Raw genomic sequence first — 13098 nt, forward strand, 5'->3', positions numbered from 1 at the left:
ACAATCAAAATTGTGGGTTTAGTAATTATTCACTTTCATTTTCTTGTTTGTTGTTCTGGTCGCTGACAACCCTTAATCCACACTTGTGGCAGTATATGGCTTCGTCGGGTAGTTCGGTGTTACATTTTGTGCAAACCAGCGGCTTAGGCAGTAATTTTTCAATTTGCTGTTCGGTTAAAATGATATTTTCTTCTAGGCTTTTAGTATTTTGTAATAATTTTTCTATCTCTGCCTCTAGCCCCAGTTCATTTTTAAACTGGCGATATACCAACTCACCAATGGCTTCAATGTTGTTGTCCATCACCTTTTTTAACTTAGATACCTCGTATCTTAACTTGGTAACCTCCACCAACTCTGTCGGCCGTTTACCAACTTCCTTTGCCTTCTCCCCAAGTTCTTTAGCTCTTTCTCCCAAGCGATTGAAGAATTCCACCAAGAACCCTCCTAAACGGTTTTTACATATTATATTAAAAACCGGCTGGATTGTTAACTAATTATTGCATGTCAGACAATTTTTCTGAGAACCTACTGATGTCCTCGGCCAGTTGCGATAATTGGGTCATGGCATTGGAGACTTGATCCGCCGCCGTCACTTGGCGCTCTGCCAACGTGCTGTTTTCTTCTACACTTTTAATAATGGCCAGCATCGCATCCTCTAGATTATTCATAATAGTGGCAATTTTCTTCACGGATACCGCACTATGTTCCGCTAATTTCCGCACTTCTTCAGCCACCACCGCAAACCCGCGCCCGTGCTGGCCAGCCCGGGCGGCTTCAATGGCCGCATTAAGTCCCAACAATTTGGTTTGATCTGCCACTTTCCGAATAAATTGCAACACTTCGTCAGTTTCATCCAGGTGTTTTTTAGCATCTGCGATCGTTTCGCTTAAAGTATCACCATACTTTCTGATAAAGTCAGACACTTCATTAATTATTTCCGGAACCTGTTCAACGGTGGCACTTATTTCCTCACCCATGCCAGCCAAACTCTGGGCCTGTTCATTTAACTCTGCCAACATGTTATCTTTATTATTTGCCAATAAAGACATCATTAATGCCACTTTAGCTTCAGCCAACAATGTTTCTGGTGACATATTGGCTTCAATTTTTTCCCGCACTGCCTTAACGCCAGTTACATCAATAATTACTTCCAAACCGGGTATTTTTAACATTTCCATAAAGTCATTGTAGGTAGCAATACCCATTTCTCTAGCCAATTGCATACCCACCGCGTCGTCATTTAGATCGGCTATACCAATGATTTTGACATCGGGAATTCCCTGAAAGGCCCGCAACATGGCAGCTCCACCATTGCCTCCACCCACTATTGCCGTAGTTATCATATACTCACCTCAAAACGATATTTCAAATATTATGTCCGACGTTTTTAATAAGTTTCTATAAAATTTTGAACATTCCTGCTAACCACAGACAATAATTGGTGAATTCTATGTTATCTTTCAATAATTATTGGCTTTACCCGCTGCCAGGTTTTGCCGTAGGGAATAAGCATTTTTTCTTCAATGTTATTGATGGCCCGGCAGTAATCTGCGTTATCCCCTTCACCATCCACCAGCACTTTTATTTTTTTGCTTTTGTCCTCCATAAATACTTTGTAGACAATGGACTGATCTCGATTAATTTTACTCAGGGCTTTTAGGGTACCATTTTCAACATCTGCCACCAGCAATTGGTGTAATTGTTCGTCCGGTTGCTTTACTATGTAATATTTATCATCCCTTGCTGCCATTGTATTACCCCCAAGTTTAATAATATTTAATCTGTGGCTTGTTACTAAAAAACTTGATTAATATTGCCCCTGCCACAAAGCCACCAATATGTGCCCACCAAGCAACACTTTGGGCATCCGGTGACGAAACCATGGCTTGATTGAGTACCTGTAATATAAACCATAATCCCAAAAATAATAGTGCCGGAATACGAACAAAAGTTATAAATATAAAGATTGGCAACAGCGTGAGCACTTTAGCCCGGGGAAAAAGTATAAAGTAACCACCCAACACACCGGCAATGGCCCCGCTGGCCCCCACCATCGGCACTGTGGAATCTGGTAAAAGATAGACATGGGTCAAGGTGGCCACATAACCGGTAATTAAATAGAAAACAAGGTATTTAACATGCCCCATTCTTCCTTCAATATTATCACCAAAAATCCACAGATAAAGCATATTGCCCAACATATGCATCCAACCACCATGTAAAAACATCGTGGTGGTCAACTTAGCTATGGTCTCAATTGGTCCGTAGTAATTTAATAAATGATAGGGTACCACTGCATATTTGGCAATAAATTCATCCATGTAAGGGCCTAAGGAAACCTGTTGTATAAACACATAAACATTAATAATAATCAATAGGTAATTAACAATGGGTACCTTCGAAGATGGAATATCATCTTTAAGTGGTATCGTGTTAATCTCCGCCTTCCAATTAGACTAAGCCTTTACTTTTTAGGTAGTCGAGGCCTTTGCTGCTTATCACCACCGGAAAGCTCAATACAAAACCAGGGCGCAAAAACATCTTTTCTTTAACAGCATCGGCCACCAGCCACCGATGTTCCAACATGGCTTTTAGAACAGTAATCATCTGTCCTTCCGTCAGTTTAGTCTGCTTCATAAAGATTTCTACCATCATTTCTTGAAATAATATCTGTTTTTGAGCATTGTATAACTCTAACAATAGTTTTCCCAATTTGTCTTCATCTAAGTTATCCATTTGTATACCTCCACTTGATAAGTTGTGGTAAATTAACAGCTAGTATACAGACTAATTTTTACAGTAATAATGCGGTCATTTTACCAATAAGCATAATACCAGAGGCGAGGCAAACTCCATAAGCAAATAATTTATCGCTATTTGTATCTGGCCCTTCTAACCAGTCTGCCACCTGGTCCGTTAAGGACACATTATTTATGCGCCGCACCCTTTTATGTCCAATAACTAGCGTATGTTTTTGAGCCACTGTCTGCATAACTCAAAACCTCCCATAAAACAAATGTTTGGTTTATATTATACCAAACATTTGTTTTTGTCTAGAGGTTAAATTGGTTTATTTTTCTAAATCCTTTGTGCTTTCTTCAATCATTTCTGCGGCCAATCTCAGTACATATACCGTGTGGGTACGCAACATTTCATGCAGCATTACTGGCATCACATCCCCTAAGTCTTCTTTGATTAAACCAGCATCCACTTGTTGCTTTACTTTTTGACCGGCACGATCAAGGGCAATGTATACCAAACTTTCTATTTCTTCCTGGTGTTTTTTTACAAATTCGCCCACATCAATTTTAATGGTCATTGTTTTTCCACCCTTCTTAAAATTGTTTCTACCGTAACAATGCAAGAATTCAACAGTATAATGGTGATTCCTGTAGACTATTCTATAATATTACATTTCTTTTAGTAATCTTTTTATCCTGTCTGCATATAATGATAAAGTCTAACCTTTTTAAGGAGGTATTTATTTATGAAGGAACAAGTCACCATTGATATTTTTGCTGCCAATAAAGAGCTGATGGATGAAATTCTTGATTCTGTAGGTTTAGAAGAAATTAAGCCCTGTGAAATAGAAGTAAAATGACCCCGTCAATGGTTTATGACGGGGTCCCTTTTTTATTGTGGCAGTGGCTGACCGTAGGCTTGGCGATACAATTGGGCCAGTTCTGTAATTAACGGCATCCGCGGATTACTGGTGGTGCACTGATCTTCAAAGGCCCGCTCGGCCAGCTCATCCACAACGGCGTTAAACTCGTTGGGTTCAACGCCACATTCAGCAATTGTCCGCGGCATTTCCAACTGTTGCATCAAATTTTCAATGGCATTGATCAAGCTGGCCACTCCCTCTTCCGGCGTACTGGCCGGTAGTCCCAGGTGCTTAGCAATTTCTTGGTATTTCATATGGGCCACATAGTATTCATAATTGGGGAATGAAACAAATTTGCTGGGCAACGATGCGTTATAGGCAATTACATGGGGCAGCATAATGGCATTGGCCCGGCCATGGGAAATATGAAACTGTCCCCCAAGTTTATGGGCTAAGCTATGGTTAATACCTAAAAATGCATTGGTAAAGGCCATGCCTGCAATGGTAGAGGCATTGTGCATATGCATACGGGCCTTGGCATCATCACCGTTGCGATATACAACGGGCAGATATCGAAATACCAACTCTATGGCTTTCATCGCTAACCCATCGGTATAGTCCGATGCCATTGTGGCCACATAGGCTTCAATGGCGTGCGTAAGTACATCCATACCGGTGTCGGCAGTGACATTAGGGGGAACGGACATTACAAAATCTGGGTCCACTATGGCCACATCTGGGGTCAACTCATAATCTGCCAAGGGATATTTAATTTGTTTTCCCTGATCACTGATCACGGTAAAGGCGGTTACCTCTGAGCCGGTGCCGCTGGTGGTGGGAATGGCCACCAGTTTAACTTTGCGCCCCAACTTTGGATATTTATAGGTGCGCTTACGAATATCCAAAAACTTCAGCCGCAGAAATTCAAATTCCATCTCTGGATGTTCATAAAACAGCCACATCCCTTTGGCTGCATCAATGGCTGACCCGCCCCCTAAGGCAATGACGGTATCCGGTTTGAAATTGCGCATCACTTCCACACCCTTAACCACCATTTCCAATGGCGGATCTGGCTCAATCTGATCAAAGACTTCAATGGCCACTTGATTTTGACGTTTTTTCAAATGATACGCAACTTTATCCACATAACCCAGTTTAGTCATCATCCTATCGGTGACAATTAAGGCCCTCTCTATATCGGGCATTTTTGTCAGGTACTGCACTGAACCGGGCATAAAGTAAATCCGTTCCGGTATTTTAAACCATTGCATCTTTTCTTTACGCTTTGCCACCCGTTTAACATTAATCAAATTATGGACACTGACGTTAGAGGTGGTGGAATTGCGCCCATAGGAACCACAACCAAGGGTTAATGAAGGTACATTGGTGTTATACAATTCCCCAATGGCACCATGGGTACAGGGCGAATTGACAATTATTCGTCCCACTCTGACGGTATCAGAGAACCTTTGCACAACATCTTTGTTTTCAGAATGAATAACTGCTGAATGCCCTAAGCCACCAAATTCAACCATCTGCACACATCTTTCAATACCCTGTCGATAGTTGTCCACTACATAATATGCCAACACCGGCGACAACTTTTCCTGGGATAGCGGATAATCCGGCCCCACCCCCTCAAGGGGTGCCACTAGTATTTTGGTGGTATCGGGCACATTCAAACCCGCCATTTGCGCAATTACCGTCGCTGGCTTTCCCACTATTTGCGGGTTAATATGACAGCAGTCTGCACTGGTGGCAATTTTGGTCAACTGTTCCACTTCCGCTGGACTTAAAAAGTAACAGCCATTTTGTTTTAGCAACATTTCTACCCTATCGGCCACCGCCCTATCCACAATTACCCCTTGCTCAGAGGCACAGATCAATCCGTTATCAAAGGTTTTGCTAAGAATTAAGTCGGTAATGGCCCGTTCAATTTTGGCAGTCTTTTCAATATAACAAGGGACGTTACCAGGGCCAACACCCAATGCTGGTTTGCCAGCGCTATAAGCGGCACACACCAACTTGGCCCCACCGGTGGCTAAAATTAATGCTACCCCCGGGTGGTGCATTAAAGTTTGGGTGGCTTCAATGGAAGGTTGCTCTATCCATGTAATAAAGTCCTTTGGGGCACCGGCCTTGAGACCGGCCTCATACATTACACGGGCCGCTTCCACACTACATTGCTGGGCACCGGGATGAAAGCTAAATATTACCGGGTTCCGGGTCTTGGCACAAATCAGCGCTTTAAACATGGTGGTGGATGTAGGATTGGTTACCGGAATTACTGCTGCCACCACTCCCACTGGCTCTGCCACTTCATAGTAATCTTCTTCCTCGTTCTCGCTGATAATTCCCACCGTCTTTTGGTATTTAATGCTGTGATAAATATATTCGGTGGCAAAAATATTCTTTGTGATTTTATCCTCATAGACGCCCTTTTGGGTTTCTGCCACTGCTAATTTTGCCAATTCCATGTGCTTCTCTACCCCCGCCAAGGCCATAGCCCTAACCACGCTATCCACCTGTCCTTGATCCAGCTTTAAAAAATCCTCTGCAGCCACAGTTGCTTTTTCTACTAACCCATTAATCATGTCCAAAACCTGTGGATTGCTGTTATTATCAGTCAATTATGGTCACCTCCAACACAGTAGACATCGTTTATTTCATAACTATTTTTTACTAAAATTAATAAAGCTATGTAAGTTTTACGCTGCACGAATTTTGTGAATTTTTTAATCAACCAGTTGTAATTATATAGCAATTGGGTTATAATCAAGGTGCCTCTATAGTTTAATTAACCTTAGGGAGTATTATTACAAGTGGGAGAGATCCTTGGTGTATTCAGACAAAGCCTTAACTTGCAGAGATTGTGGCGAAGAGTTCATCTTCACAGCCGGCGAACAAGAATTTTATGCTGAGAAGGGCCTACAAAACGAACCAGTACGTTGCCCTGGCTGCAGAGCAGCCCGTAAACAAAGAAACAATGGTAACGGTCGTCCTCGTCAGCAGCGTGAAATGCACACAGCAATATGTGCAGAATGTGGTGTAGAAACTCAAGTGCCATTCCGCCCAAGCGGAGATCGTCCGGTATATTGCCGTGACTGCTTTAACGCTAGCAGACGTTACTAAGCATAGATAATGTAAAAACCCAGGTCCTTTGACCTGGGTTTTTTTATATTTGATTATTTTCTCATTTCTTTTACAGTAACCTGCATGTTGGTGTTATTTAATTTGGTCCATATTATAGAAATCATTTGATAGTCTTCTCTGTCTGCCAATTCATCAGCGTAAGCCACCGCAGCGTCTTCGCTATCAAATACTGCCACATCATCGGGCTCATTATTGTAAATCTTAACCACGCTATATACTGACTGACTCAACTGTTCTCACTCCCCCCATTATAATCAGTACAATCTTTCAAATAAGCTTTAAGGGAATCCAAAGCCGTTTGCATGCCATCGGCAACACCCTCGTTATACTCGCTGACCCTCTGCTCTCTGGTATAGTGAATATATACTATTGTGTCGTTCTCCCATTTTTGCAATGCTTCCAGTATCGTCATCTGTCAGCCCCCATGTTAAGGTCGCTTTTTAGCAATAATATGTACCAAGCCGTCTGCAGCATCAAGGGTTTTTACTATGTTTTCCTTAAAACTTCTGTAGGCTTCAACCTCTTGGGTTTGTTGCTGCATTTCATATAATAGTTCCCTGACTTTGCTGTCATAATCTAATATTATTTCTTTAACCTGATCCAATGACATTTGATCTAGCTGGTTAATAATGCTATCGCTAATCTGCCCCACTTCTAAAACCAATTTACTGGCCGCCCCATCGCCCACATAAATATAAGCGGTGGGCAATAAAGGATTGTCGTTCTCTCTAGCGATAATCAGTCCCTGATCCTTTAATTGATCAATAACCTTCCCCACCAGTTCCACCGTCATTCCCAGATGGTAGGCAATGGTCTCCAGATCTTGAGCACAAACACCATTAATGGAATTGTCCCTGATGTATATAGATACCCGCTGCAATAATCCCTTACTAACGGGTCTCTCTTTTCTTCTCGCAGCCATAATTTCCTCCCGGCAAATTTTATTCAGGCCAGGTTGCTCCTTCAGCCTTTTTAAACTCTACATCCCACAATACCGAAAACTTCAAGTTTCCATCATCCCAGTTACTGGGCATTACTGGCTGGTCCACCACCATCACATCAAATTTCTTCTTTGCCTCGGGATCACTGAACATTTTGCCAGCACCTTGTTGATCAAAGGCGATGGGCAAACGCAGTCCGGTATGCCAAGTAAGCAGTAAGAAATACAAGTGATTTTCACTATCGTAAGCCCATTTCCACAAATATTCTCCATCTGCCAATTCCAAAGCCCCGGTCCATTGGGGGTTGCCAATAATCATGGTGGTTCTGGTATATTCTTGGCCGTTCTCTTCGTAAGCCAATTCTGCCCAGGCTCCAAAATCTGGGCTGTAAGCAGCACCACCGTACTCTTCAATAATTTCTTCAATAGACTGCTGTAGTTTCATTAATATCCTCCTAGTCTTGTCATTAATTTTACTATGTTAAATGTACCATATAGTAACTAATGCTACCATAAAATCAACAAGTTTCAAACCATCTAGATATTGTAAGTATTTCCATATTTAATGCCCACATACCGAACTCATCAATTATCAATTTGCATGGCCTGCACAGTATGAAAATCGCTTTCATTTAATCCCCGAATTGACAATGTATCGGTGGCATCATCCCAAGTGATTTTCACATCTAATTGATCTTTGTATGGGCTAACATCTACTTTAGCTTGCCTCATCCAATCATCAGTTACATGCACCAAGATTAATTCAAACTTGTGGTTACGAAACAACTTAAAACGGGCAGCACCTACAATGCTATAGAACAAGGTTACTTCTTTCACATCATTATTAAAAAACTCTTCATCTTTTATAGTAAACTCTACCACACCCTGTTGATCGGTTTTATCCACAAGTAACTTGGAATAGTCAGTTAACATTTACAAGCCCCCTTAATTATTGTTTCAAGATTTAATATTTTGACACCGTGACAATAATATCCTTTAAATATATATTTTTTACCCTTGCTTTTTTCGACACTATACGGCATAATTTAGTTGTTGCTTGTCTAACTAGTTATATAACTATAGGGAGGTTGATGTTGAAATGTTCATGGTAAATTTAAACAATGACAAATGTGATGGCTGTGGTTCTTGTGTAGATCCATGCCCAGCTCGTATTCTGGAAATGGTTGACGGTAAAGCAGAAGTAACTGGTGATGCTGCTGACTGCATGGGTTGCGAAACCTGTGTTGGCATTTGCCCTAACGAATGCTACACCATCCAAGAGCTATAAAAATATTTAGTGATTTACCAAGGGGCTGAGAATAATATTCTCAGCCCCTTATATTTATATCAATATACGCTATCTATACAGTAATAATTTATGAACTGCATTAAAAATTATTTAATTACCCAATAATATTAATTTTTTAAGTCTTGTGATAGTGACTACAACATACAATTTCACCTGCAATTATTATAAAGTAATTTTTACTTTACATTTGTAAAGAAATCATTTATTTTAAATAATGGCACTTCTGCATTTAACAAAAAAAGTTTATTGTAAAATACAAAATTTAAAGGGTTTTTAGCTTTAATGTCTAATAATTATTAAGAAAATTCGTTAAATGCATTTAAAATAATATATAATTACCAACCTATTGTGAATAACTTAACTTAATTCATATTTTTTTTCTTTAATAAATAAATACTTAATAAAGCTAAAATCAGTGCGGCCTTAACAAATAATTAATAGAGGCATTGGCTTAGTTAGCCAAATAACACTTCAATGTAAGGGAGGAGAGCAAATGGATAAGCAAAAAGGGCTCAACAAAGAAATGACCCGCCGCGGCTTCCTTAAGCTATTTGGAGGCTTAGGTTTGGTCGGTGCAACAGCCACTCTGTCTGGTTGTTCCAAAGAGCCTATGGGTGGTGAAGGTTGGATGCCACAACAATACCAAGTCGCAGCCAGCAACTACCCAACCCAAGTACGGGGACGTATCCCCATTGACCCCATGAGTCCTTCCATTATGAGGGACGATGAAAAATGCATTCTCTGTGGCCAGTGCTTGGAAGTATGTCAAAATGTACAAACAGTTTTCGGCTACTATGAGCTGCCCGTTGTAAACGACACCATTTGCGTTAACTGTGGTCAGTGCACACTATGGTGCCCCACCGCAGCCATCACTGAAAAGGATGACACCCAAAGGGTATTGGATGCCATTGAAGACCCTGAAAAAATTGTCATCGTACAAACTGCACCGGCCACCAGAGTTGGCTTGGGTGAAGAGTTTGGCTTACCTGCAGGAACCTGGGTAGAAGGCCAACAAGTGGCCGCCTTAAAGCAACTGGGTTTTGACAAAGTGTTCGACACTAACTTTACTGCAGACTTAACCATCATGGAGGAAGGTACCGAGTTAATTAACAGGATAACCGGTAAGAGCGATGCACCGCTACCACAATTTACATCCTGTAGTCCCGGTTGGGTTAAGTTCTGTGAATACTATTACCCCGACCTATTACCAAATATGTCTTCTGCCAAGTCACCACAACAAATGTTTGGTGCGGTACTTAAGACCTATTATGCGAAGAAAATGAACATCGATCCAGAGAAAATCTTTTCGGTATCCATCATGCCCTGTACCGCTAAGAAATTCGAATGCCAACGTCCAGAATTCAATTCTGCTGGTAAATATTGGAATAAGGAAGAAATACGGGACGTGGATGCAGTATTAACCGTTAGGGAATTGGCTCGGATGATTAAAGCCAAGGGGATTGATTTACCAAATTTACCAGAAGAAAAGTACGACCCAGTACTGGGCGAAGGTTCTGGGGCAGGTTTAATATTTGGTAACACCGGTGGCGTTATGGAAGCTGCTGTCCGTACTGCCTACTTTGTACTAACTGAACAGGATGTCCCCGATTTATTGTTTGATCTAAAACCAATTCGTGGTTTGGACGGCATCAAAGAAGCCGCACTGGATGTACCTGGTGTGGGTACCATCAAAGTGGCTGTGGTGCACGGTCTCAGCAATGCCAGACCTATATTGGAAGCGGTTCGCCGCGGTGAATCTCCATATCACTTTATTGAGTTTATGTGTTGCCCCGGTGGCTGTATTGCCGGTGGTGGCCAACCACGTACAGCACTGCCACCTTCCGACGAAGTGCGTGCAGCACGTATCGCCACTATGTATGGTAAGGATGCCTCTTATAACCGTGAACATCGCCTAAGCCATGAAAACTCAGAGGTATTGACGCTGTATAATGATTTCCTTGAGCATCCAATTAGTCATTTAGCTCACGAATTACTGCATACTACCTACACTGATAGGGGCAACAAGCTTAAGGCGAAAAAATTAAGCTAACCAATGATCGGGAGGTGAAAAAAACATGAGTAAAGGTGTATTGGTTGATTTAACCAAATGTGTTGGCTGCGGTAGTTGTACTGTTGCCTGTAAATTATGGAATAAAAGAGAATTTGATAAAGACTCACCGGCAGTGGGCCTGAACCCACAATTGGACGACCAAAACTGGACCACCGTATCCTTTAATGAAGTACAAAAGGATGGTCAACCGGTTTGGCGTTTTGTCAAACAACAGTGTTTGCACTGCGAACATCCGGCCTGTGCATCTGCTTGTTTTGCTAAAGCATTTCAAAAGACACCAGAGGGGCCAGTTATTTACTACCCTCATCTATGCGTTGGTTGTCGTTATTGTATGCTTGCTTGTCCATTTGATATTCCTAAGTTTGAATGGGATAAATCTTTCCCATTGGTTACCAAATGTCAAATGTGTTCAACCAAAGTTGCCGAAGGCCAAGCTCCAGCCTGTGTTAGTGTTTGCCCAACCGATGTAATGACCTTTGGCGAACGGGATGAACTGTTGGCACTGGCTAAGAAAACTATTGATAGTGACAACAGATATGTAAAACATATTTATGGAGAAAACGAAGCCGGCGGTACCAACTGGATTTATATTTCAGACATTCCCTTTGAAGAGTTAGGTTTCCGTACCGACGTTACAACTAGGCCGATACCTGAATACAGTCATGATTTCCTGAAGTATACTCCGGCGGTGGCTATTAGTTGGGGTGCTCTTTTGACTGGTCTATACGCCTATACTAAACGGCGGAATAAAATTGCTAAGGAAGAAAATAAAGATGTACCTATGTAGGCCACAAAACTTAAAAATAACTTTAAGGGGGTAGAACAATGTCGGCTCATGCTCAAAAATGGAGCTTTAGAATAACTCCAGTCAGAGTACTGATGATACTGATAGCGGCTTTAGCTGCAGCCATAGTAGTTTATCGTCTTATATTCGGATTAGGGGCTGTAAGCAACCTGAACGACCAGTGGCCCTGGGGACTTTGGATTGGCTTTGACGTTTTATGTGGCGTCGCTCTAGCCGGTGGTGGTTATGGTACAGCACTTATTGTACACATTTTACACATAGAAAAGTTTAGCAGTATTGGTCGTAGTGCCATGCTGTCATCTATGTTGGGTTATATTTTAGTACTGATTGGTCTGTTCCTAGATATCGGTCAATGGTTTAACTTCTGGCGACCCTTTGTATCTTGGGGATACCATTCGGTATTATTTGAAGTTTTCTGGTGTGTATCATTATATACCACTGTTCAAGTAATTGAATTTGGTGAAATTGCCACTGAAAGAGTGGGCAAAAAATGGCACAGTTTCTTCAAAAAGATTCTGCCTGTATTGTTAGTTATTGGTGTTTTACTACCAACTTTACACCAGTCCTCCCTTGGCGGATTGTACTTAACTGAAGTTGGCAAGTTGCATCCAATTTGGTGGTCACCATATATTCCTGTATTCTTCTTAATGTCTTCATTCTTTGTTGGTCCGGCAATGGTATGTGTGGAAACTGCTCTATCTGGCTGGGCTTTCAAGCATAAGGCAGATCTAAAGGTATTGCGTGGCTTAGCCAAAATTGGTGCCGTCATTATGTTATTGTACACCATCCTAAAAATTGTTGACTTTACCAGCCGGGACGTTTGGCCTTATATATTTGCTGGCGGACTGGAAGGTAACATGTTCCTTTTGGAGATCACTCTTGGGGTACTGATTCCATTGATTATCGTCTTTAGTCCATTTGGTAAAACCAGAAAGGGGCTAGTTACCTATGGTGCTTTAACAGCCATTGGTCTGGTTATTAACCGTCTAAACGTGGTCATTACCGGCATGGTCAATTACTATGGCCCTGGTTATGTCCCAGCATGGACAGAAATTGTCGTTACTGTTGGTTTAGTATGTGGCGGCATATTGGTTTACTGTTTTATTGTTGAAAACTTTAATATTGTTCAACATGATGAAGAAAGTCCTGCTTAATTTTCAATATATCTTTTTATATCTTTCCGGGGTTGTATACCCCGGACTTTTTTTGACTTAAA

General features: G+C 41.5%; 18 protein-coding genes. 5 read left to right on the forward strand and 13 right to left on the reverse strand.

What is annotated here, in order from left to right; translation table 11 throughout:
* Positions 1–25: 25 nt before the first annotated feature.
* The 8 genes from V6C27_00850 to adhE form a co-directional block, all read right to left on the reverse strand.
* Positions 26–433 carry a zinc ribbon domain-containing protein gene (locus V6C27_00850; GenBank protein MEG6614973.1) on the reverse strand — a complete coding sequence of 136 codons (408 nt, stop codon included), beginning with the start codon at positions 431–433 and terminating at the stop codon, positions 26–28.
* Positions 434–494: 61 nt separating this feature from the next.
* Positions 495–1343, reverse strand: a complete 849-nt coding sequence (locus V6C27_00855) for a methyl-accepting chemotaxis protein (protein ID MEG6614974.1) — start codon at positions 1341–1343, stop codon at positions 495–497.
* Positions 1344–1453: 110 nt separating this feature from the next.
* Positions 1454–1750 carry a hypothetical protein gene (locus V6C27_00860; protein ID MEG6614975.1) on the reverse strand — a complete coding sequence of 99 codons (297 nt, stop codon included), beginning with the start codon at positions 1748–1750 and terminating at the stop codon, positions 1454–1456.
* Between the two features lie 16 nt (positions 1751–1766).
* Positions 1767–2375 (reverse strand): rhomboid family intramembrane serine protease, encoded by a 609-nt coding sequence (locus V6C27_00865; protein ID MEG6614976.1) that lies wholly within the window; start codon positions 2373–2375, stop codon positions 1767–1769.
* Positions 2376–2451: 76 nt separating this feature from the next.
* Positions 2452–2736: a hypothetical protein gene (locus V6C27_00870; GenBank protein ID MEG6614977.1), complete on the reverse strand. Its 285-nt coding sequence runs from the start codon at positions 2734–2736 to the stop codon at positions 2452–2454.
* A 58-nt stretch (positions 2737–2794) separates the two neighbouring features.
* Positions 2795–2992, reverse strand: a complete 198-nt coding sequence (locus V6C27_00875; protein ID MEG6614978.1) for a hypothetical protein — start codon at positions 2990–2992, stop codon at positions 2795–2797.
* 78 nt (positions 2993–3070) lie between these two features.
* The gene (locus V6C27_00880; protein MEG6614979.1) at positions 3071–3319 is read right to left on the reverse strand and encodes a hypothetical protein; all 249 of its coding nucleotides are present in this window, start codon (positions 3317–3319) and stop codon (positions 3071–3073) included.
* Between the two features lie 314 nt (positions 3320–3633).
* The gene (gene adhE, locus V6C27_00885) at positions 3634–6198 is read right to left on the reverse strand and encodes a bifunctional acetaldehyde-CoA/alcohol dehydrogenase (protein MEG6614980.1); all 2565 of its coding nucleotides are present in this window, start codon (positions 6196–6198) and stop codon (positions 3634–3636) included.
* 244 nt (positions 6199–6442) lie between these two features.
* On the opposite strand from adhE, the gene V6C27_00890 reads away from it, so the two are divergent.
* Positions 6443–6736 carry a zinc-ribbon domain containing protein gene (locus V6C27_00890; GenBank protein MEG6614981.1) on the forward strand — a complete coding sequence of 98 codons (294 nt, stop codon included), beginning with the start codon at positions 6443–6445 and terminating at the stop codon, positions 6734–6736.
* Between the two features lie 53 nt (positions 6737–6789).
* Here the strand turns inward: V6C27_00890 and V6C27_00895 are convergent, their stop codons facing one another.
* The 5 genes from V6C27_00895 to V6C27_00915 all read right to left on the reverse strand — a co-directional run bounded on the left by V6C27_00895 (position 6790) and on the right by V6C27_00915 (position 8630).
* Complete coding sequence (locus tag V6C27_00895; GenBank protein MEG6614982.1) at positions 6790–6987, reverse strand: hypothetical protein; 198 nt, start codon at positions 6985–6987, stop codon at positions 6790–6792.
* Positions 6984–7169: a cap-binding protein gene (locus V6C27_00900; protein MEG6614983.1), complete on the reverse strand. Its 186-nt coding sequence runs from the start codon at positions 7167–7169 to the stop codon at positions 6984–6986. The genes V6C27_00895 and V6C27_00900 overlap by 4 nt, the downstream gene beginning before the upstream one ends.
* Before the next feature lie 15 nt (positions 7170–7184).
* Positions 7185–7679 (reverse strand): hypothetical protein, encoded by a 495-nt coding sequence (locus V6C27_00905; GenBank protein ID MEG6614984.1) that lies wholly within the window; start codon positions 7677–7679, stop codon positions 7185–7187.
* A gap of 19 nt (positions 7680–7698) precedes the next feature.
* Positions 7699–8142 (reverse strand): hypothetical protein, encoded by a 444-nt coding sequence (locus tag V6C27_00910; GenBank protein MEG6614985.1) that lies wholly within the window; start codon positions 8140–8142, stop codon positions 7699–7701.
* Between the two features lie 140 nt (positions 8143–8282).
* Positions 8283–8630 carry a hypothetical protein gene (locus V6C27_00915; GenBank protein MEG6614986.1) on the reverse strand — a complete coding sequence of 116 codons (348 nt, stop codon included), beginning with the start codon at positions 8628–8630 and terminating at the stop codon, positions 8283–8285.
* 166 nt (positions 8631–8796) lie between these two features.
* Between V6C27_00915 and V6C27_00920 the strand changes: the two genes are divergently transcribed.
* The 4 genes from V6C27_00920 (at position 8797) to nrfD (ending at position 13036) form a co-directional block, all read left to right on the forward strand.
* On the forward strand, positions 8797–8985 hold the full coding sequence (locus tag V6C27_00920) for a 4Fe-4S binding protein (GenBank protein MEG6614987.1): 189 nt from the start codon (positions 8797–8799) through the stop codon (positions 8983–8985).
* A gap of 514 nt (positions 8986–9499) precedes the next feature.
* Positions 9500–11056: a [FeFe] hydrogenase, group A gene (locus V6C27_00925; GenBank protein MEG6614988.1), complete on the forward strand. Its 1557-nt coding sequence runs from the start codon at positions 9500–9502 to the stop codon at positions 11054–11056.
* A 25-nt stretch (positions 11057–11081) separates the two neighbouring features.
* A complete protein-coding gene (locus V6C27_00930) occupies positions 11082–11864 on the forward strand; it encodes a 4Fe-4S dicluster domain-containing protein (protein MEG6614989.1) in 783 nt (260 codons plus the stop codon).
* A 38-nt stretch (positions 11865–11902) separates the two neighbouring features.
* On the forward strand, positions 11903–13036 hold the full coding sequence (gene nrfD, locus V6C27_00935) for an NrfD/PsrC family molybdoenzyme membrane anchor subunit (GenBank protein MEG6614990.1): 1134 nt from the start codon (positions 11903–11905) through the stop codon (positions 13034–13036).
* Positions 13037–13098: the final 62 nt, after the last annotated feature.

It is taken from the genome of Peptococcaceae bacterium 1198_IL3148, assembly GCA_036763105.1.
GTDB lineage: Bacteria > Bacillota > Desulfotomaculia > Desulfotomaculales > Desulfohalotomaculaceae > JBAIYS01.

Coding starts and splice junctions, on each gene's coding strand:
- V6C27_00855 (MEG6614974.1), bottom strand. CDS start 1,343: ATGATAACTACGGCAATAGTGGGTGGAGGCAATGGTGGAGCTGCCATG.
- V6C27_00860 (MEG6614975.1), bottom strand. CDS start 1,750: ATGGCAGCAAGGGATGATAAATATTACATAGTAAAGCAACCGGACGAA.
- V6C27_00870 (MEG6614977.1), bottom strand. CDS start 2,736: ATGGATAACTTAGATGAAGACAAATTGGGAAAACTATTGTTAGAGTTA.
- V6C27_00875 (MEG6614978.1), bottom strand. CDS start 2,992: ATGCAGACAGTGGCTCAAAAACATACGCTAGTTATTGGACATAAAAGG.
- V6C27_00880 (MEG6614979.1), bottom strand. CDS start 3,319: ATGACCATTAAAATTGATGTGGGCGAATTTGTAAAAAAACACCAGGAA.
- adhE (MEG6614980.1), bottom strand. CDS start 6,198: ATGATTAATGGGTTAGTAGAAAAAGCAACTGTGGCTGCAGAGGATTTT.
- V6C27_00900 (MEG6614983.1), bottom strand. CDS start 7,169: ATGACGATACTGGAAGCATTGCAAAAATGGGAGAACGACACAATAGTA.
- V6C27_00905 (MEG6614984.1), bottom strand. CDS start 7,679: ATGGCTGCGAGAAGAAAAGAGAGACCCGTTAGTAAGGGATTATTGCAG.
- V6C27_00910 (MEG6614985.1), bottom strand. CDS start 8,142: ATGAAACTACAGCAGTCTATTGAAGAAATTATTGAAGAGTACGGTGGT.
- V6C27_00915 (MEG6614986.1), bottom strand. CDS start 8,630: ATGTTAACTGACTATTCCAAGTTACTTGTGGATAAAACCGATCAACAG.
- V6C27_00920 (MEG6614987.1), top strand. CDS start 8,797: ATGTTCATGGTAAATTTAAACAATGACAAATGTGATGGCTGTGGTTCT.
- V6C27_00925 (MEG6614988.1), top strand. CDS start 9,500: ATGGATAAGCAAAAAGGGCTCAACAAAGAAATGACCCGCCGCGGCTTC.
- V6C27_00930 (MEG6614989.1), top strand. CDS start 11,082: ATGAGTAAAGGTGTATTGGTTGATTTAACCAAATGTGTTGGCTGCGGT.
- nrfD (MEG6614990.1), top strand. CDS start 11,903: ATGTCGGCTCATGCTCAAAAATGGAGCTTTAGAATAACTCCAGTCAGA.